At 70.7% G+C, this 19438-nt stretch carries 14 protein-coding genes; 8 read left to right on the plus strand and 6 right to left on the minus strand.

Features of this window, described 5'->3' with window-relative positions:
- Positions 1-59: 59 nt before the first annotated feature.
- From AC5K6T_RS20325 to AC5K6T_RS20335, 3 genes are all read right to left on the minus strand, one after another.
- Entirely contained in the window at positions 60-4370 is a 4311-nt protein-coding gene (locus AC5K6T_RS20325; RefSeq protein ID WP_493212146.1) for a LamG-like jellyroll fold domain-containing protein, read from the minus strand.
- A gap of 658 nt (positions 4371-5028) precedes the next feature.
- On the minus strand, positions 5029-6453 hold the full coding sequence (locus tag AC5K6T_RS20330) for an NAD-binding protein (RefSeq protein WP_493211013.1): 1425 nt from the start codon (positions 6451-6453) through the stop codon (positions 5029-5031).
- A 498-nt stretch (positions 6454-6951) separates the two neighbouring features.
- Positions 6952-8637, minus strand: a complete 1686-nt coding sequence (locus tag AC5K6T_RS20335) for a PucR family transcriptional regulator (protein ID WP_493211015.1) — start codon at positions 8635-8637, stop codon at positions 6952-6954.
- A gap of 193 nt (positions 8638-8830) precedes the next feature.
- On the opposite strand from AC5K6T_RS20335, the gene AC5K6T_RS20340 reads away from it, so the two are divergent.
- From AC5K6T_RS20340 to AC5K6T_RS20375, 8 genes are all read left to right on the plus strand, one after another.
- Entirely contained in the window at positions 8831-9076 is a 246-nt protein-coding gene (locus AC5K6T_RS20340; protein ID WP_493212224.1) for a hypothetical protein, read from the plus strand.
- Between the two features lie 162 nt (positions 9077-9238).
- On the plus strand, positions 9239-10414 hold the full coding sequence (locus tag AC5K6T_RS20345; protein ID WP_493211017.1) for a branched-chain amino acid ABC transporter substrate-binding protein: 1176 nt from the start codon (positions 9239-9241) through the stop codon (positions 10412-10414).
- Between the two features lie 63 nt (positions 10415-10477).
- The gene (locus AC5K6T_RS20350; protein ID WP_493211019.1) at positions 10478-11371 is read left to right on the plus strand and encodes a branched-chain amino acid ABC transporter permease; all 894 of its coding nucleotides are present in this window, start codon (positions 10478-10480) and stop codon (positions 11369-11371) included.
- A complete protein-coding gene (locus tag AC5K6T_RS20355; protein WP_493211021.1) occupies positions 11371-12432 on the plus strand; it encodes a branched-chain amino acid ABC transporter permease in 1062 nt (353 codons plus the stop codon). Before AC5K6T_RS20350 ends, AC5K6T_RS20355 begins: the two co-directional genes overlap by 1 nt.
- Positions 12429-13277: an ABC transporter ATP-binding protein gene (locus AC5K6T_RS20360; protein ID WP_493211023.1), complete on the plus strand. Its 849-nt coding sequence runs from the start codon at positions 12429-12431 to the stop codon at positions 13275-13277. The genes AC5K6T_RS20355 and AC5K6T_RS20360 overlap by 4 nt, the downstream gene beginning before the upstream one ends.
- Positions 13264-13977 carry an ABC transporter ATP-binding protein gene (locus tag AC5K6T_RS20365; RefSeq protein WP_493211025.1) on the plus strand — a complete coding sequence of 238 codons (714 nt, stop codon included), beginning with the start codon at positions 13264-13266 and terminating at the stop codon, positions 13975-13977. Before AC5K6T_RS20360 ends, AC5K6T_RS20365 begins: the two co-directional genes overlap by 14 nt.
- Positions 13978-14544: 567 nt before the next feature.
- Positions 14545-14799, plus strand: a complete 255-nt coding sequence (locus AC5K6T_RS20370) for a type II toxin-antitoxin system VapB family antitoxin (RefSeq protein ID WP_450854511.1) — start codon at positions 14545-14547, stop codon at positions 14797-14799.
- Complete coding sequence (locus tag AC5K6T_RS20375) at positions 14799-15218, plus strand: PIN domain nuclease (protein ID WP_493211027.1); 420 nt, start codon at positions 14799-14801, stop codon at positions 15216-15218. The genes AC5K6T_RS20370 and AC5K6T_RS20375 overlap by 1 nt, the downstream gene beginning before the upstream one ends.
- Positions 15219-15324: 106 nt before the next feature.
- Here AC5K6T_RS20375 and AC5K6T_RS20380 read toward each other — a convergent pair whose 3' ends face one another.
- The 3 genes from AC5K6T_RS20380 to AC5K6T_RS20390 all read right to left on the minus strand — a co-directional run bounded on the left by AC5K6T_RS20380 (position 15325) and on the right by AC5K6T_RS20390 (position 19405).
- A complete protein-coding gene (locus AC5K6T_RS20380; RefSeq protein WP_493211029.1) occupies positions 15325-15498 on the minus strand; it encodes a hypothetical protein in 174 nt (57 codons plus the stop codon).
- Positions 15499-15641: 143 nt separating this feature from the next.
- Positions 15642-17741: a hypothetical protein gene (locus AC5K6T_RS20385; protein ID WP_493211031.1), complete on the minus strand. Its 2100-nt coding sequence runs from the start codon at positions 17739-17741 to the stop codon at positions 15642-15644.
- Positions 17738-19405, minus strand: a complete 1668-nt coding sequence (locus AC5K6T_RS20390; protein WP_493211033.1) for a DEAD/DEAH box helicase — start codon at positions 19403-19405, stop codon at positions 17738-17740. Before AC5K6T_RS20390 ends, AC5K6T_RS20385 begins: the two co-directional genes overlap by 4 nt.
- Between the last annotated feature and the right edge of the window lie 33 nt (positions 19406-19438).

A 19438-nucleotide genomic window follows, 5' to 3' on the forward strand; every position in this document is an offset into this window, starting at 1 on the left:
GGAGGGGCTGAGGCAGCAGGTCCGGTCGGACCCCGCCCCAGCCCCGAGTGCCGCTCTCGTCAGGAACCGGAGCCGGCCGGAACCTCGGTCGGCACGTCGAACCACGAGCCGGCCAGTTCCTCGATCTGGCTGTCGTTCAGCGCGCCCTGGAAGGTCCAGACGTCGTCGACCAGGCCAGGGAAGTACCCACCCCAGGTCCCGTCGGTCTTGGCACGGCCGATCTGGAAGGACTTGGTCGCCTTGAACGCCAGCGTGTTCTCCGCCGTGGACACCTGCTCCTCGCATGTGTCCTCGCCGGCGTCGCCGCAGGAGACCACCTGGAGCGTGCCGTTGACGTACAGGCGGGCCTGCTTGGCGAAGCCGTCGTAGACGACCGCCAGGTGGTTCCAGTCCCGCACGTCGGAGAACTCGCTGTTGGCGACGCGTACGACGGTCGCGTCCGTACCGTCCTTGTCCGGCACCGCCAGCTCCCAGCGGCCGAGGCCCTCCGGATCGGCAGTGTCCGGGACGAAGCGGACGCTGAAGGCGCTCTGCCCGGAGCCTTCGGCGCTCACCAGCGAGACCCCGCTCTTGGGCAACGCGGCGGCCTGGGCCCAGGCGGTGACGGTGTAGCTTGCGCTGGTGTCCACCGGGAGGGACGTGGTGGCCGCGTAGCCGCGGACGCCGTCGAGCTCCAGGCCGCCGTAGTCGATGAAGGCCGAGTCGGACTTCACCGCACCGCCGTTCAGCGTCAGCGGGCTGCCCCCGGGGACGGCGTTCGGCGTGGTCGGTGCGCCGGTCCCGGTGGTCTCCTCGAAGTTCCAGCGGCTCTTGACCAGGGGCCGCTGCTGGAACATCTGACGGACCTCGTCGTCTGCGACCGGTCGGTCGAAGAGGCGGACCTCGTCGATGCTGCCGGGGAAGTAGTCGACGTACTTGCCCGTCCAGATGGTCCGGCCGACCTGCACGGGGCCCTGGGCCTGCCAGGTCTTCGGGGCGGCGTCGGTGCCCTGCAACCGCCCGTTGACGTACAGCCGGATCTGCTGGGCGGTGACGTCGTGGACCGCCACCAGATGGGCCCACTCACCGGGCCGTGCGGGCTGCTTGGCCACCACCCGCTGCTCCCTGATGTTGCCCGCCTGGACGTCCTCCAGCGAGGTGCGCAGGGACCAGGTCCTCTCCTTCGCCTCGTACGACAGATAGAACGGGCTGTAGTAGGTGCCGCTCTGGCTGAGCACGGTGCGGTTGCCGGTGGTCTCCCCGGCGGGCAGCTTCGCCCAGGCCGACACCGTGTACGAGCGGGCCGTGTCGAGCACCGGACGGTCGGTGGCGGCGTAGCCGGTCTTCCCGTCCAGCGTCAGCGCCGCGCCCTCGACGCCGCTGCCCCCTGCGGTCGCACCCCGGTGCAGCGTCAGGGGCTGCGCGGCCGCCCCGCCGGCGGCCTCGGTGGCGCTGGGTTCCTCGTCCAGGGGGAAGACGGCACGCGCCGGGCGCCCGCTGGTGAGGTCCTGGCCCTGGTGCAGCCGTCCGGCTTCGGCGGCGTTCACGGCCCGGTCGAAGATCCGCACGTCGTCGACGGTGCCGGGGAAGAAGGACTTGTGCGTCCCGCTGTAGTTGCCGGCACCCAGTCGCAGACCCCGGCGGGCCTCCCATGCGGTGGCGTACGCGGTGGAACCGGTGAGCTTGCCGTCAACGTACAGCCGCAACTGCTTGTCCTTGCCGTCGTACACACCGACCAGGTGGGTCCACTCGCCCGCAACGGCGCCGCCCGGAGCGGCGGCCATGGCCCGGGCGATGGAGGCCCCGGGCTTGTCGGAGGTGTACTGGTTGAACACCCAGCGGTCGTAGTACTTGGAGTAGTACAGCTCGAAGCCCGGCGACGCGTTGCCCGGCTGCGCGGCGATGACCGCCGCCGCACCTGGCATCCGGTCCAGCCGGGCCCAGGCCGCGACGGAGAAGCTGTCCGAGGTGTCCACGACGGCGAGGTCGGAGCCGGCGTAGCCGGACGTGCCGTCGAAGTGCAGACCGGTGCCCTTCCTGCCCTCGGCGCCGAGGGCGGCCCCGCCGTGCAGCCGGACGGCCCGCGAGGCCCTCTCGCCCGCCGCCACGGCCGCACCGGCGGGCTCGTCGAGCCGCCAGGCCGCCCGCTCCGGCTGCCCGGCCTTGACCCGGAACTGGTAGGTGCGGACCTCCGAGCCGTTGCCCGCCCGGTCGAACGCCTGGGCGGTGACGAAGTTCAGGCCCGGCTTCGCGGGCAGCAGCCGTACGGATCTGGCCGCACCGCCGCTGGTGGTGATCTGCCGGGACGCGGACGGGTCGGTGTTGAACCCGTAGCGGTAGCGGACCGCGTCCGTGGAAGACGAATCAAGGGAAAACGTGCCGTACTGGCCGACCCCGTCGTACCACGGGTCGTCCGGGTCCTCCGGGTCCGACGCGGGGTACTGGCCCGAGGAGATCACCGGTGCCTCGGGCACGCTCGTGTCGTGGACGAAGTAGCAGCCTGTCGGGTCCCCGGCGTACGACCACGGTGAGTACTGCGCCCCGTCGTACGAGCGGACGTACCAGTGAACCTGCGTGTTCGGCGTGACCGCCTTCGGCAGGGCGACGGAGAAGCTCGAACCGGACTTCTTGTACGACGTCCGGGCCGGCTTCCAGCGGGCGATCAGGCCCTTGCCGTCACCGGAGTCCCAACTCGCCCGGAACTGGACCGCGATGTTGTCACCGTCCGGGTCGGCGACGTCGTTCGCGTAGATCTTGCCCAGCGTGCGCACCCGGGCCGCGCTCCCGGGCTTCTTGCAGGTGCCGCCGTACTCCATGGCAAGCTGCGACATCTTCACCTGCCGCGGCGCCCGGTTGTACTTCACACGAAGGAACGCCTTGTTCGAGAACCGCTTCCAGCCGTACCGGTCGCGCTCGCTGGCGGCACGCAGCCCGAACGTCAGCGACGACCACTTGCCGTTCGCGGCCTGCTGGACCACCGACTTCACGTCGAACTCCGCGTCCTTCGCCGCACAGCCGCTGTAGCCGTACGCGAACGGCTTCTTCGCCAGCCTCTTGACCCAGAAGCCGGACGCGTTCTGCGAGTTCCAGGTCGTCGACGCCGAGATGCCCTTGGTCCGCCACAGCTGCACCTCGCGCGCCGAGCAGGACGCCGAGTGCACATTGCGCACCACGAACTCCGCCGACAGGACCGTCTTGCCCGCGAACTTCGAGGTCGGCACACGATAGAAGAGCCGCTTGGTGTCGTACGGCTTGCAGTAGGCCCAGCCGCAGTAGCCCAGGCCGGCGTCCGGCTTGCCGTTGAACTTCCACTGCGGCGACGACGCCCAGTACTTCGACGCCATCGTCCACGCGGAGGCCCGCGGCGAGTACCACTGCGGATCGATGAACACCGGATACTCGGTGTCCTTGCCCTTCAGCACGTCCTGGTCCGGCGTGAGGACCAGCTCGTCTCCGCCGGCCGGGAGATCCACGGCGACCGGGGCGAGCTTGGCGGACTCGGTGGGACCGGGTTCACCGTCGGCGGCACCGGCCCGATCCCGACCGGCCGCGGACGGCAGCGCGGCGGCCCGCAGGAGCTGAGGAGCAGCACCCTCGTCGGCGTCCTCGGTGCCGCCCTCGTCGGCACGGCCGTCTCCGGAGTCCCACATCAACGGCTCGGGGGCCTCGAACACCGCGTTCCCCGCGCCCTCGTCGACCGCGGCCAGGCCGCCACCCGCCGTCTGCTTCACCTGCATGCCGTCCGCGGCCAGCTTCAGCCGCAGCTCGGACAGTGCCGGGCTCAGCGCTGCCTCAGCCGAGTTGACCACCAGAAGCTGGGTGAACCCGTCCTCCTGGGCCCCCATGCGCAGATCGACATCAGGCAGCACGTTCCGGTACGTCGCCGTGGCTCCGTCCAGTTCGGGCACGGGCAACTCGCCCGGCCAGGACAGCGCCAGCTCACGCCCCGCCCTGCTCATCCGCACCAGCGGCGCGTCGGTCCCGCCGCCGGAGAACTCCAGGCCCACGGTGGCCGCCTTCGGCGCGATCACGCCGTCACCGGTCCACACCAGACCCGTGTCGATGGCCTTCCACTCACCGTCGACTCTGGTCCGGACGGGACGCAGATACTCACGCGTCTCCAGGTCCCCCTCGGGGGTCACGAACACGTCGTGACTCTCACCGCGCAAGGCGGTGATCTCCACCTTCCTACCGGTCCGTTCGGCCTCCGCCCGTGCCTGCTCCTCGGAGAGCGGCACCTTGTCGGCAGCGGAACGAGCTTGCGCCTCCGCAGCGTTCGGCCCTTCCGAGGTCGACGCCGCCGCAGCACCCGGCAGCAGCCCGACCGCAAGGACAGAACTCAGAGCGATCGCGATGGTTCCCCCGACGGCACGCATACGCGTACGCGTCATCATCTTCAATTCCCCCGCATCGTGAACAACTTATGAAACTTTTATGGTCACAGGGAACCTATCTCACGCCCCACACCGCGCCCCCGGGTGGTCGATCCCGGTCACGCCAGGCACGCGCGACCAACGGGTGCCGTCGACACCGCCGGCCTCCAGACCGAGCCGACCGCCCTCGACGCCTCCCAGGCGCTCCCCCGCACCCCCGTCACCCGCAAGGTCTTCGAGAACGACTCCCTGGACGACGGTGCCGGGCCCCTTCTCCGCTCGGGATCTCCGCGAGGTCCACGACCGGGTGGGCGCCCCCGAGGGGTGCGCGACGGCGCCTGCACGACCTGCGCGAACAGCATCGCGGCAAACCCTCGCTGATGCGGCGCCCCACCGACGGCGGGCTGACGGGACGCTGAGGCGCGCTCGGTTGTGGTCGCGTGGGCCCTCGGCCGGGAGGCGGAGGGCGGCGAGGGCGGCCGGGCGGCCCGCGCGGGACAGGAGGACCGGAGCGCCGGTGGGCCGCTCCCGCGCGAGGTACCCGAGTGCGCGGCCGGTGGGCCAGAACCGCCACAGCAGCCGCTCGGTGTCCTTCGCCTTCTCTGCGGGACCGCGCAACAGCGGCATCCCCGTCGACCCGGCCACCGGGCTGAGGGCCGAAGGCGGGGGCCAGCCGTCAGCGGGCTGGTACTCCGGTGACCTCAGCGGTGCCCCCCTCGGTGGGACTGCTCTGCGGACGGTGGCTCGCGTCCCAGGTTCCGAGGTCGATGACCTGCTCGCCGGGGAACAGGGCGCACGTGTGCCGTTCCGTCATGAAGACGCTGAGCGGTCCGGTCCCGAGAACGGACGCCGCCACGGATGCGCCGACGATGCGCGTGACGTCGCAGACGGCGCCGATGCGGAAGAGCGACTGCGAATCGGCGGTGACCTCGTCGCCGTCGGCCCGTAGCGCGATGCGCTGCCGTGGGGCGACCGCCCGGGTCGTGACCGCCACGGCGATGTTCTCCAGGCCGTCGGAGCCCACCGCCGCCAGGGCCCGGGCCCGCTGGACGCACAGGCGGTTCAGGAGGAACCGGTCTCCGCCGCGGCCGAGGACGACGGGGATGGCGAGGGCCCGTGCCAGGGGGAGGCAGGCGGCCTGGGGGTTGCGTTCCACGGCGACGACCTTGATGCCGAGATCGCGCAGTTGGGCGGAGAGCCGCAGCCCCACTTGTCCCAGGCCGACGACGATGACATGGCCGTGCCGTGGGATGGAACGGGCACCCAGGATGCTGGTCATGCGCCGCCCGGTGAGCTGGTCGACCAGTCCGGCCGTGAACAGCGCGGAGAGGGCCAGCACGATCAGCATGGAGAGGGCGGAGAGGACCTTGTACCAGGCCGGGCCGTGTTCCGCGGCGGGCGAGGACCCGATGGTGGTGAGGGCGCGTGCCGCGTTCCACAGAGCGTCGTACCCGTGCTCGTGGAGGACGAGGACACCGAGCAGAACGTCCAGGGTGAGCATCACCAGGAGCCCGGTGAAGCTGGCGACGAGGGCCTTGGCGGATGAGCCGAGGGAGCGGAACCAGGTCGTGATGCCGGTGCGGGGCCGGGGCCTGGCAGCGGTGCCGAGAGCCCGCCGGGACAGGTGCTCGACGGCCCTGGGGGTGCCCTGCCGCGGTACGCCGATGATGCCGGAGCCGGTGGACCGGAGCATGGCGTACCGCGGGTCGAGGCAGCTGGCCAGGAGACTGGGCACGATCGTGTCGGTGATGCTGAGCACGCTGCAGTTCGGGACGGTACGGGCGACCTCGTCGGCGACGGTGCGGTCGAAGAGGGTGACCACCAGGCGGATGCCGGGCCTGAGGTGCTCGGTGAGCAGGGTGTAGCGCAGCGCGACGATGTCGTCGCGGGACACCACGGCGACGCCGTCGACGGGCTGCCGGAGGTGGCGTTGCAGGGTGTCGTCGTCCGGGCGGTTCAGGCGGTGCACGGTGCTGCCCCAGCGGCTGATGCACTCCGCGGCCTCCTGGCCCAGGGCTTCGTCGTCCTCGACGATCACGATGCGCTGATCCGTCGTGGGGAAGCGGGGCGGCGCCTCGCCGTCGGCTGTCGGTGCGCTCAACCTCTTGGCCTTCCAGGGGATTCGGGACGGTGAGGGCCGCCGACTGCTGCGGTTGCGTCGACCCGATGGGGCCCGTGGCACGTCAGGTGCCGGAATGCCCGGGGGTGTGTCGGACGTCGCCGGCCTCGCCCGGGGGACCGGGCGGCGGGTCGCGGTCCGGTGTGCTCTCCCGCGGGCCGGTCCGGGCGTCGGAGATGTACAGGTCCGGTCGGCACACGGCGGACCGGGAGCGCAGGGGGTCGCCCGGCGTGCCGCACCGCATGGGCCCACACGGTAGGGGCGGGCCTTGCGTGAGGCCATGGACAGATGTCACAGGGCCGGGGCGCCCGGTTGCGACAGATGCTCAACGCCCCGACGGGGTCGGGCCGGGGAACACCGGCCGAGTTCCTCACGGTGCCGTGGACGCCTGCCCCCCGGGTGCGCACACGGCACCCGTGAGGAACTCGGTCCGTCGACGGTGGTTTCCTCCACCACCGCTTCCCGGACGGCGGGCCGGGGTCAGGCGGGCGGTTCGGTCATCTCCCTGCGCCGGTGCAGGGAGAGCTGCAGTTCCAGGAGCAGCCGGTCGGAGGCGTCGCCCAGGTCGATTCCGACGATCTCTTCGACCCTTCGGATCCGGTAGCGCAGCGTGTTCGGATGCACCTGGAGCGCTGCCGCGGCCGCACGGACGTCACCGTGCCGGGCGAGGAAGGCTTCGGCGCTCTCCCGCAGGCTCGACGCGTGCTTGAGCTCGTAGTCGAACAGCAGGCCGAGTCGCGGATCGTACAGTTCGGGATGCTCTCCGACCAGGTCGAGGATCTCACCGAGCAGTACCGCGGTGCGGGATTCGGCGAGCGTGGTCACCCGCCCCTCGGGGAAGGTCGCGGCGGTGCCGTCGAGGACCCGGTCGACCTCGGTCCGGGCCCCGGCCACCTGCCCGAGGTCCATCACCTGGACGGCGACCGCGGCACGCAGCACGACCGACCGTTTCGCCTCGAAGTCGTCGACGAGCTGCCGCGCCCACCTGGTGACGGTGCTCGCCGACTTGTAGCCGGGCAGCAGCACGTAGGCGCGTTTGCCGATGACCGTGGCCACCGAGTCGTGGCGGAACGAGCTCGCGTGCAACCGGATCATGCTCCCGATGCCGGTGAACTTGTCGGCCGGTGCCGGGTTCCCGGTGGCGGTGAGGGCGAAACCGACCACCGCGGCCGGTCCGGTGACCGGCAGGTTGAGGGCGCCGGCCAGCGACGGGACGTCCACGCCTCCGCCGCGTGCGCCGAACAGGCGCTGGATCAGCAGGCTCTCGGCGGAGGGGGCGTTGAGACTGCGCCAGATGATGCGGGCGGCGATCGCCGACGCTCCACGCAGCAGGTCCGGGGCATCGGCGGTGAACGGTTCGGCGCCCTGCTGCAACCAGATGGAGCCGAGCATCCTCGGTGCGGGTGAGCCTTCCTCCGACGGCTGCCGGATGCTGACCGCCAGCCGTCGCTCGGTGCCGAGCCTGCGGTGCGCCGGCACGTCGATGACCTCGTCGCTTTCACGCAGCCGGTCGAACACCCCCCATCGCTCCAGTGCCCGCAGATAGTCGCGCGGGCCTTCCCTGCCCAGGATCGACAGGGTGCGCAGTTCGTCGGCGGACTCGTTGGAGGCCGAGTAGGCCAGCACGTGCGACTGCGCGTCCTCGATCGAGACCAGGCCACCGGCGTTCTGCGCGACCATCTGGGCGAGGCCGAACAGGTCGGTGTCGGTGGCCAGCAGATCCGGTTCCCCCAGGGCGGCCTGGAGTCGGCGTGAGCGGTCGAGCATGCGCTTCACCAGCGGCAGCACGTGGTCCCACCGGGCCTTCGGGTGCACCGCCAGGAGCGCGACACCGGCCTGGCGCGCCGCGGCCCGCAGCGTGCCCGACTCCGCCGCGTTCTTCGACATGACCGCCGTCGGCCGGTGCTCGGGGGTGCGCTGCGCGACCTCGTGGAACCAGCGCACGGCCTCGGCGTCCGTGACACCTGCGTGCAGGTAGAGGTCGGGCAGGGGGGCGTGCGTTTCAGCCTCGGCCGACAGGTCCGAGCCGTCGACGAGCGCCACCGAGGAGATCGGGACGCCCTCGCCCGCGGGGGCCTCGACCAGCCCGACGACGGCCGTGTCCAGGCCGCTGAGCAGCTCACCCAGTGTGATGGCTTCGGGCGGATCGGCGGCGACGGCAGTCACGCGGGGAAGCCTTGGGCGGTCGATGGTCACAGCACACCTCCCAGTCGGAACACCGACGTGTTTTGGCCAACGGTACAACGAGAGGAGTTGAGATTTGTCCTATTGGCTCATGGCTTGATGTGCCTTCTGGTGTTGACTTCGGGCCAGTTCGCAGCGGCAACACCTTTCTTCCGCCGCCAGGCCAGGAGGCTCCATGGATGCCATCCCCGTTGTTCCGGAGCCGGTTGTTCCGGAGCCGGTAGTTCCGGAGCCGGTAGTTCCGGAGCCGGTAGTTCCGGAGCCGGTAGTTCCGGAGCCGGTCGACGCCCCCTTCGCACCGTCGGCCGCACACCGCCACCCGCACCGGGCGGCCGAGTGGTACGGGTACGTCATGCGCCGCCTCGCCGAGCGTCCGGCGAACCTGGCCTTCTTCCTGCACACGCTCACCTCGAAGGCCTGAACCCGGCCCGTGACGGGCCCTTCCTGCCCGCCGGGCGCACCGGCACTTCCACGATTCGGAAGATCCGTTCTTCCCGGGAACGGCTGACCGGACGGGCGACGGAAACCGATTCCGCCGCCATCACCACCAGAGATCATCACCACCAGAGATTGGGTGCATGACGTGAGAAGAACCGTAAGAGGGACAAGAACAGGCGTCGCCGCAGCGTTCACCGTGGCGGCCCTCGCGCTGACCGGCTGCCAGGGTGCGCTCGGCAGTGGTGGCGACAGCGACTCCGACGGCCCGATCACGCTGGGCATGGCGATACCCACCTCGGGCAGCAGTGCCGCCGCCGGCCCCTACATGAAGAACGGGGCCCAGCTGGCGATCGACGAGATCAACACCGAGGGCGGGGTGCTCGGCCGCAAGCTGAAGCTGAACGTGCAGGACAGCGCGTGCGACCCGAAGACCGCGGTCACCGCGGCGACCAAGCTGGTCGCGGCGGGCGTCACCGTGTCGGTCGGCGGATACTGCTCGTCGGCCACGCTGCCGACCCTGTCGGTGTTCAACAAGGCGGACATCCCGATGGTGATCCCGGCGGCGAACTCCGGCGACCTGGTCTCGCAGAAGCTGGCGAACGTGTTCCTCATCAACGGCACCGGGGCGCAGCAGGCTCAGGCCGCGATCGAGTGGATGACGCAGCAGAAGGCCACCCGGGTGGCACTGCTCGACGACAACACCAGCTACTCCACCGACATCACCAAGCGCACCGAGGCCGACATCGAAGAGGCCGGCTCCGGCATGAAGACGGTGCTGAAGGAGTCGGTCACCGCAGGCGAGAGCGACTACAGCTCGAACGTCGACGCCGTCCTGTCGGCCAAGCCCGACTTCGTGTACTGGACCGGCTACTACCAGGAGGGCGGCCTGCTCGTCCGGCAGCTGCGCCAGGCCGGCTACCAGGGCAAGATCATGGTCGCCGACGGCAGTGTGGACGCCAAGCTCGTCAGCATCGCCGGGGAGAAGAACGCCCAGGGCGTGTACGCCACCATGACCGAGACGCCCGACACCATCGAGGGCGCGAGCAGCTGGATCTCCGACTACAAGAAGAAGTTCGGCTCAGAGCCCGGCCCGTACGCGCTGCAGTCCTACGACGCGGTGCGCGTGGCCGCCAAGGCGATCGAGGACGCGGACAGCACGGACGGCAAGAAGATCATCGACGCGTTGACGAAGATCGACGGGTTCGAGCTGTTCTCCGGCCCGCTCAAGTTCACCCCGGACCACACCCTGTCGGAGGGCGGCTTCCGCATCCTGCAGGTGTCGGACACCAGGTTCACGCTCGCCGACGACCTCCAGTCCTGAGCACAGCAGCGGGTGACGGGCCCGCCGTCCGGGTCCGCCACCCGCGTCTGAGGGGAATCTGACATGCTTCAGATCATTTGGAACGGCCTGTTCGTGGGCTCGTTCTACGCATTGGTCGCCCTCGGCTACAGCATGGTCTACGGGATCATGAAGCTGCTGAACTTCGCTCACGGCGACCTCTACATGCTCGGCGCGTTCATGGGTTTCGCGCTGCTCACCTCGTTCAGTGGCTTCACGGCGTCCCTGTCGCTGGTGGCGCTGCTCGTGGTGCTGGTGCTGTCCATGATCGGCACCGGCCTGGCCGGGGTGGTGATCGAACGCGTCGCCTACCGGCCGCTGCGCGGCGCGCCACGGCTGTCGCTGCTGATCACCGCGGTCGGCGCGTCGTTCGCTCTGGAGTACGGGATGCGCATCGTGGCCGGGCCCAACCCGGAGGTGTACCCGGTGCGCCTGGGCGGTTCGTCCCTGCATGTGTTCGGCGTCCGGATCAGCGTCTCCCAGATCGTGCTCATCGGCATCGCGATCGCGCTGATGGTCGGCCTCAACACCATGGTGATGCGCTCGCAGCAGGGCCGGGCGATGCGGGCGATCGCGCTCGACCCGGTGGCCAGCCGGCTGATGGGCGTGGACGTGAACCGGGTCATCGCCCAGGCGTTCTTCATCGGTTCCGCGCTCGCCGGCGCCGCGGGCGTGATGGCGGGCTCCTACTACGGCAGCATCAACTTCCTGATGGGCTTCATCATCGGGCTCAAGGCGTTCACCGCGGCGGTGATCGGCGGGATCGGCAACTTCAAGGGCGCCATGCTCGGTGGCCTGGTGCTCGGCCTGCTCGAATCAGTCGGAACGCACTTCCTCGGCGGGCAGTGGCGCGACGTGTTCGCGTTCGCCTTCCTCATCCTGTTCCTGACCGTGCGGCCCACCGGCCTGCTCGGCGAGCGCGTCACGGAGCGTGTGTGATGACGGCGACAACCAGAGCGGTGAAGACACCGAACCGGCCGGCAGGCCGCGTCGGCGACGCCGCCGGGACGTTCCTGCGCAGCCGCTGGATCGGTCCGGTCGGGTTGCTCATCGGCCTCACCGGGCCGCTGATCATCGCCACCCCGTACGCGATGAACGTGATGACCGGCACGCTCGTCTTCGTGATGCTCGCGGTCGGGCTCAACATCGTGGTGGGCCAGTGCGGGCTGCTCGATCTCGGGTACGCCGCGTTCTTCGCGGTGGGCGCCTACACCAGCGGGGTGATCTCCACCCGGTTGCACTGGCCGCTGCTGGCCACCGTACCGTTCGTGATCATCGTGACCGTGGTCGCCGGGATCGTCATCGGCGGACCCACCCTGCGGCTGCGCAGCGACTACCTGGCGATCGTGACGCTGGGGTTCGGCGAGATCATCCGGATCACCGCCAACAACATCAGCATCACCGGCGGTCCGGAGGGCATCTACGGCATTCCCAGCCTGTCGATCGGCGGGGTGGACCTGAGCGGTTCGATCACGTTCTACTACGTGGTGCTCGGCATCGTGTCCGTCGCCGTGCTCGGCGCGAACCGGCTGGTCCGTTCACGGCTCGGCCGGGCGTGGCGGTTCATCCGCGAGGACGAGGACGCCGCCGAGGCCATGGGCGTGCACACCTACCGGGTCAAGCTGGCCGCCTATATCGCCGGCGCCGTCTGGGGCGGGCTGGCCGGCGTACTGTTCGCGGCGCAGCTCTCGGCGATCTCACCGGCGAGCTTCACGTTCCTGCAGTCGGCGCTGGTGCTGATGGCCGTGGTGCTCGGCGGTATGGGCTCCACCCCGGGCGTGGTGCTCGGCGCGGTGTTCGTCAGCGTGCTGCCCGAAGTGCTGCGCGAGTTCGCCGACTACCGGTACTTCCTGTTCGGCGTGCTGCTGATCGTGGTCATGGCACTGCGCCCGCAGGGGATGTGGCCGGCCCGCACCTGCGAGCCGGATCGAACCGCCCGTCGATCGAAACCGGCGGTCCCCGTGGGCCGTGAAACCGAAGGCGAGGTGAGCGTGCCATGAGCGCGTTGCTGGAAGTGGCGGACCTGCACCTGGCGTTCGGCGGTGTGAAGGCCGTCGACGGGCTGAGCTTCGAAGTGGGCGAGGCGGAGATCGTGTCGGTGATCGGCCCCAACGGTGCCGGCAAGACGTCCGCGTTCAACTGCATCACCGGCTTCTACCGGCCCACCAGCGGGCGGATCACGATCGGCGGCGCCGACGTGACCCGGATGCGCACGTCCGCGATCGCGGCGCGCGGCGTGTCCCGTACGTTCCAGAACGTACGGCTCTTCGGCGACCTGCCGGTGCTCGACAACGTACGGGCGGGCACCCACCTGTGGCTGCGCCAGCACGTGTTCGACGCCCTGCTGCACACGCCCCGCTACCGGCGCAGCGAGCAGGAGGCCACCGACGAGGCACACCAGTGGCTCGACTTCGTCGGGCTGCGCGGCGACCGGACCGGCGCGGCACGCAATCTGCCGTACGGCGAACAGCGCCGGGTGGAGATCGCGCGTGCCCTGGCGCGCCGCCCCCGGCTGCTGCTGCTCGACGAGCCCGCCGCCGGTCTCAACCACGGCGAGAAGCTCGAACTGCTCGACCTGATCCGGCGCATCCGCGAACTCGGTACCGGGATCGTGCTGATCGAGCACGACATGGGGCTGGTCATGGAGGTGTCGGAGCGGGTGGTCGTACTCAATTTCGGCAAGGAGATCGCGGACGGCACGCCCGAGCAGGTGCGGCGTGACCCCGCGGTGATCGAGGCGTATCTCGGCAGCGACGACGGGGACGACGGGGCGACCGGGGACACAGGTCTCGGAGACACAGGTCTCGGAGACACAGGAGAGGAGGCCGCCCGTGCCGACGCTTGAGATCGACGGGATCGACGCTTCTTACGGCGGGGTGCAGGCGCTGCGGGGCATGTCGCTGCGGGTGGACGACGGAGAGATCGTCGCGCTGCTCGGCAACAACGGCGCGGGCAAGACCAGCACGCTGTCCGCGGTGTCCGGCCTGATCCGCTCGTCCGGCGGCCGGATCGTCTTCGACGGTCGGGACATCACCCGGGCCACACCGCCGGAGATCGTCGGCATGGGACTGGTGCACGTGCCTGAGGGCCGGCGGATCTTCTCCACCCTCAGCGTGCAGGAGAACCTGCAGATGGGCGGCTACCTGGTGCGCGACCAGGCGGAGATCAGGCGGCGTATCGACCAGGTCTACGACCTGCTTCCCCGGCTCGCCGAGCGCCGCGACCAGGAGGGCGGCACGCTGTCCGGCGGGGAGCAGCAGATGCTCGCGGTCGGCCGTGCGATCGTCGCCGGTCCACGGCTGCTGATGCTGGACGAGCCGTCGATGGGGCTCGCCCCGCTCGTGGTGGCCGCGGTGATGAAGGTGATCGCCGAGATCAACGCCTCCGGCACCTCGGTACTGCTGGTCGAGCAGAACGCCAAGGCCGCGCTGAAGATCGCGCACCGCGGCTACGTGGTCGAGAACGGCCGGTGCGTGCTGGACGCCCCGGCCGCCGAGCTGTCCGAGGACGAGCGCGTGGTCGAGGCCTACCTCGGGAGCGTGTGAAACCTGCCTCCGGGTGCACGAGGACACCCACACCGCCGCCGCACGCAGCACAGGCGGGCCCCTGAGGCTGCCGCATGCCCGCAAGCACAACTGTGAGAGTTCTTCTGCGGCCCGGGATGGGGTTGCTGTCAGGCTCGGCGCTCGTGATCCGGCATGACTCGGAACATCACTGGCGTTCCGTCAGGGACTGCCGTTCCCCCGAGATGTCTGCCGGACACGGGCGCCGGCCCGGTCCACCCGCCGGCTTGATCAGACCACAGGCACCCTGCTGGGTGCCGGTGACGTGTGCCGCACCGTCCAAAGGCGTCTGTCCACCGGCTGTCCACCGACGGGGCTGCTCGGCCAGTCGCCTCTCACCATCCCGTCGCTTCTGATGCATCCCGCAAGAAGGGCGGAGCCTGACATCAGGACGACCGTCCGATCTTCCACAAGGAGTGACCGCGCGGCATGTCGCCATGAACGCCACAGCCTCCATCCATGAGGGAGACCCCCGATCGAAACGATATCTACCGCAGTCGATAAACGGTATCGTTTCACTGGCGGAAGCATCTCCGAGAGGATCTCCACATGGCCAGAACCGTCATCGACCTCGACGAAGACATGGTCGCCGAGGCCATGCGCATCTTCGGCACCAAGACCAAGGCCAAAGCCGTCCGCCTCGCCATGGAAGACGCCGTCAAGAGGCACCTTCGTCAAGAGGGCTTCGACGCCATGGAGGCCGGCGAGCTCGACTTCAGCGAGATCGTCGAGAACACCGGGCCCCGCAACGCGGACGGCTCCCTCAAGCGCGACGGCGACCGGGACGGAGGCCGGGCCGCCTGATGCAGGACCGCTATCTGATCGACAAGTCCGCCCTCGCCCGCTGGACGAAGCCGAGCGTCAAGGAGGTACTCAGGCCGCTGCACGAGCGCTACCTCCTCGCCGTGTGCCAGCCCACCGAGTTCGAGATGACCCACTCCGCACGGGACAGTTCGGAGGCGACACGGATCAGCACCTGGCTCCACGCCTTCGACTACCTCCACGCCGACGACCGCGCCTTCGCCCGCGCCCTGGAAGTCCAGCGCCACGCTCTCAACGCGGGCTTCCACCGCGCCCTGTCCCTCCCCGACCTACTGATCGCCGCCACGGCAGAACTTCACCGGCGGACGGTCCTCCACTATGACGGCGACTTCGACATGATCGCCTCCCTCACTCGCCAACCCACCGAATGGGTCGTCTCGCCCGGCAGCGCCGACCGATGAGAAAGCCGGCCCTCCTCACCTCCGATGAGTTGTCTGGTGTCCCTCATCGAACGACGACCTGCCACGCAGCTTCGCGCCCAGCAGGCCCTGCCGGTCGGAAGCGATGCTATCGATCGGTCACCCCGGGGACGCTGACCTCGTAGTTCTTCAGCATCAGGACGGTGCGTTCCCAGGTCGCCTTCCGCATATACGGGAAGGCCTTCCGGAAGGGGACGTCCTCGCCCAGCAGTTCGTCGTCCCGATCACCGTGACCGCCCTGGACTGCGGGGCTCGATGGCACGCCCACAGCCCCCGAGCGCGTCCGCCGGGCAGCCGCGGTCGAGGCTGTCGGCAAGCGCGTCTCCTCGAAGACCTTCAGGCCCTTGAGACGGAGCCTCTCATCCACTCCGGCTTTCGCCAGTGCGTTCCGGGCGCGGTGCGCGACTACCAGGGCTGGTCCTGGGTCAGTTTCAGCAGGCGCTGCAGGTGCGTGCCCGCCTTGCGCAGGTCGGCCTCGGGGACCTGCCACAGCAGTGCCGCGTCGCCGTAGCCGCCTGCGCCGACGCCGCTCCAGTAGCAGACGGACCGTTCGGCGGCGGCAGCGAGGACCGCAGCCGGGTAACGTTCCCGCAACGCCTGCGGGGCGGCAAGCCGCCACCAGGAAGCCAGGGCCCGTGCGGCCAGGTGCGCCCCGTACCGGGCAGGGGTGCGCTGCCACAGCAGGTGGGCGACCGGGTCCAGCTCGGCACTGGTGCGCGGGAGGCGGGGGGCCGGCTCGGCACCACCCGAGCGGTAGCGCGCCATCATGGTGCCGGCATTCATCGCGAAGGGAGTCCGGTGGGGCAGGACCTCGACGATCAGCCGGTCGGGCCCGAGGGACCAGCGCAGCAGGTAGTCATGGCGTCCCCGGTCGGTGTGGACCTCGCCTCCGGCACTGTCCCAGCCGCGTCGTCCCTCGGCGGGGAAGACCGCGGCGCTGCAGGACTCCACCCGCTCCCGGGAGCCGACACCGATCCCGTACAGCGGCCCGGCCGCGCCGTACAGCCGGAGCAGGGCGGCGGCGGGCGAGTCCGGGGCGCACAGCCGCTCCAGCTTGCGGCGGTCTCCCCTCGCGGCATGCTCCCAGAAGGCGAAGGCCCGCTTCTGCAGGGTCTGGGGATCGACAGATCGGCGCTGCGGCGAGGACTGGGCACGGCCGGGTGCGGCAGGCCGGGCAGAGGCGGCGCGCGCTGCGGACGCCTCGGCGATTCGCCCTGCCTTCGCCTCACCTCCGCTCCGCGGCCCGGCGCCGCCCGCGGTCTCGGCGTTTCGTGCGGCCCGCGGCCTCACAGCAGGGGTGGCGCCCGCACGCTCCGACGCAACCACGCCTTTCGCAGATGCGGCAGCGTGCGCGGCGGCGCCGTCGCGGGGCGGGGGTACTGATTCCGGGGCTGGCCGCGGGGTGGGGCGCTTGGGGGCCAGGCATCGGTCGCAGCCCAGGTGGGTCTTGGCCGCGACCAGCTGCGCACCGCTTCGGGCGCAGGCCGGGCAGCGCAGTGGGGCGAACTCCCCGGCGGGCAGCAGCCAGTCCAGGTCCAGCGGGTAGCGCCGCTCGCCCCTGCGGACGTCCAGCGCGAGGCGTAGCACCGGCACCCTCAGCAGGTGCAGCCGGTAGGGGGTGAGCGTGTGGCGGGCACGGAACTTTTCGGCGATCTCGGCCAGACGGCGGGCGCGCTCCTCGCGCGTGCTCTCGATACGGGCGCGCAGCAACGCCGCGCGGTCCTCGGGCGCGGTGGCGGCACGGCGCTCCAAGGAGTCCACGGCGGCTGCGTAGTACTCCTCGGCGCGGGCGCGCTCCTTGGCGTACGCGTCGCCGATCTGCCCGGCCAGCCCATCACGGCGCAGCACGGCGGCGGCCTCCAGCATCCGGTGGGCCTCGGCGAGGGCCCCCGCCAGGTCCGGCCGACTCGTGGAGGCGTAGTCCACGGATGCGGCGAGCCCCGTCGGCAGTGCGGTCCCCGCACGGGGGTCATGGCCGGTGCGGGCGAGGCGCCCGCTCACCCCCGCCGGAATCCGCAGGCGGCTGGGTACGTCGACGAACACCTCGGTCTGCTCCTGGAAGTGGTCCTCCGCGGAGAGCTCGTAGCCCACTAGGGCGCCCACGCGCAGCACCGGCCGCAGGGCCCGCTCGGGCGTCGCCTCGGCGCGCGGATCCAGGCGACCGTGGTCGACCGGCAGGTGTTCTCGGGCCTTGGACAGCAACGTGGCCGCATCGGGCGGCACGGAGCGCGGCGCGGCCAGGGTGAGGGTGCCGGTGTCACCCGCGGCCAACACGCTCTCCGCGGCCTTGGCGACCACCGGGTGCCCGGTCACCAGCAGCAGGGCGCCGTCCTCGCGGGCGACGTCGGGGTCGGCGGTGACCGCGGTCTCCTCGGGCAGCTCCAGCTCGCCCGCCAGGGCAGCGGGCAGGAGTGCCAGGGCGGTGTCCCCGGCCTCCTCCCACAGCCCGCCGCGGTGCTCGACCCAGTCCAGCCAGAAGGCCAGCCCGGCCTCTTTCCGGATCACCTGCCCGCCTCTCGCCCGTCGTCCCCGCCGACCAGTGCGTCGACCGCGCCGCGGCTGTCCAGGTAGTCCGTACGGGCACTGACCAGTCGCTCGCCCAGGCGTTCCAGGCGTTGCTCGAACTCCGCGTCGTCCTGTGCGGTGGCGAAGGCGTCGAAGACGGAGGCCTCGAAGTCGAAGTCCTCGTCCACCCGGCCCAGGATCATGTCGAGTTCGCCGACGACCAGCTCGAACAGGTTGATCTTGGATTCGAGGACGTGCAGGATCCGTTGTTCGATGGTGCCCCGGGCGACCAGATTGGTCAGCACCACGTCGTGTTCCTGCCCCACCCGGTGCAGCCGGCCCAGGCGCTGCTCGATCTGCATGGGGTTCCACGGCAGGTCCACGTTGGCCATCACATGGCAGAACTGCAGATTGCGGCCTTCCCCGGCGGACTCGGTGGACAGCAGTACCGGCGCGGAATCGCGGAAGGCCGCCACCGCCGCTTCCTTGTCCCGGCGCGAGAGGCTGCCGTGGTAGACCGCCGCCTGGACGCCCTCGCGTTCCAGCCGCGCGGCGAGCGCGTCCAGGGTCTGCCGGAAGGCGGTGAACACCAGCACCTTCTCCCCCTGCCCGTTGTGCCGGCGCAACCGCTCCAGCAGGAGATCGGCCTTGGTGGACCCCTCGATTTCCCGGGCCAGTGCCGCCAGGTCCGTCCAGCCCGCCTTGGCCAGGGTCGGCGCGGCGGCCTGCGGGCTCGACCCGGCCAGCCGGGTCAGTCCGCGCAGGGTCAGCAGCCGCGCCGAGGACGCGCCTTTGGCCTCCGCCCTGATCCTGGCCGCGATCCCCGCGTACAGCTTCGCCTCCTCCGGCGAGGGCGCCACCAGCACCGTCTCGGCCAGCCGCTGCGGCAGCAGCACCTCGACCTCACTGCGCCGGTGACGAACCATCACCTCACGGGTACGGGCCCGCAACTCCGCCAGGTTGCGCGGCGTCGACGTATCCGTCCCGGCTCCGGCATGCCGCTGGCGGAACTGCGCAGGAGTACCCAGCAACCCGGGCGCGACCAGGCTCACCAGCTCGTACAGGTCCTGCAACCGGTTCTCCACCGGAGTCGCGGTGAGCAGCAGCAGATAGCGGGCACGCAAGGCGCGGGCGAGCTTCCCCGAGGCGCTGCGCGGACTACGCAACCGGTGCGCCTCGTCCGCCACCACCACATCCCACTGCCCCTCGGTCAACCGGGACTTCAGCGGCTCCCGGCGCGCGGCGGCGATCGAGGCGAGCACCACCGGCCGCTCCGCGTCCGCCTCCTCCCAGCCGCGGCCCCTGGCGATCACCGTCGGCAGGCCGAACTTGCGCTCCAACTCCTCGCGCCACTGCTCCACCAACCCGGCCGGGGTGAGCACCAGCGTCCGATCCGCCAACCCCCGCATCCGCAGTTCGGACAGCACCAGACCCGCTTCGATGGTCTTGCCCAGCCCCACCTCGTCCGCGAGGATCGCCCGGCCGCGCATCCGCCGCAGCACCGTCTGAGCGGTCTGCATCTGGTACCCGAACGGCACGAAGGACAGCTGCGGCAGCGACAGGAAGGAGTCGAAACCGGGCCTGCGCCACACCTCCACCGCCGCATCCACCAGCACCGAGGTGGCCGGATCCACCGGAGCCGCGCCCAGCTGGGCCAACAGCACCGCGAACGCGTCAGGCAGCCCTTCGGGCCGCGG

This window comes from Streptomyces sp. B8-7 (assembly GCF_058833805.1).

Excerpts from the sequence above, each read along its gene's own strand:
- AC5K6T_RS20325 (WP_493212146.1), bottom strand. The coding sequence starts at position 4,370 with ATGACGCGTACGCGTATGCGTGCCGTCGGGGGAACCATCGCGATCGCT.
- AC5K6T_RS20340 (WP_493212224.1), top strand. The coding sequence starts at position 8,831 with ATGGATGCCATCCCCGTTGTTCCGGAGCCGGTTGTTCCGGAGCCGGTA.
- AC5K6T_RS20350 (WP_493211019.1), top strand. The coding sequence starts at position 10,478 with ATGCTTCAGATCATTTGGAACGGCCTGTTCGTGGGCTCGTTCTACGCA.
- AC5K6T_RS20355 (WP_493211021.1), top strand. The coding sequence starts at position 11,371 with ATGACGGCGACAACCAGAGCGGTGAAGACACCGAACCGGCCGGCAGGC.
- AC5K6T_RS20360 (WP_493211023.1), top strand. The coding sequence starts at position 12,429 with ATGAGCGCGTTGCTGGAAGTGGCGGACCTGCACCTGGCGTTCGGCGGT.
- AC5K6T_RS20370 (WP_450854511.1), top strand. The coding sequence starts at position 14,545 with ATGGCCAGAACCGTCATCGACCTCGACGAAGACATGGTCGCCGAGGCC.
- AC5K6T_RS20375 (WP_493211027.1), top strand. The coding sequence starts at position 14,799 with ATGCAGGACCGCTATCTGATCGACAAGTCCGCCCTCGCCCGCTGGACG.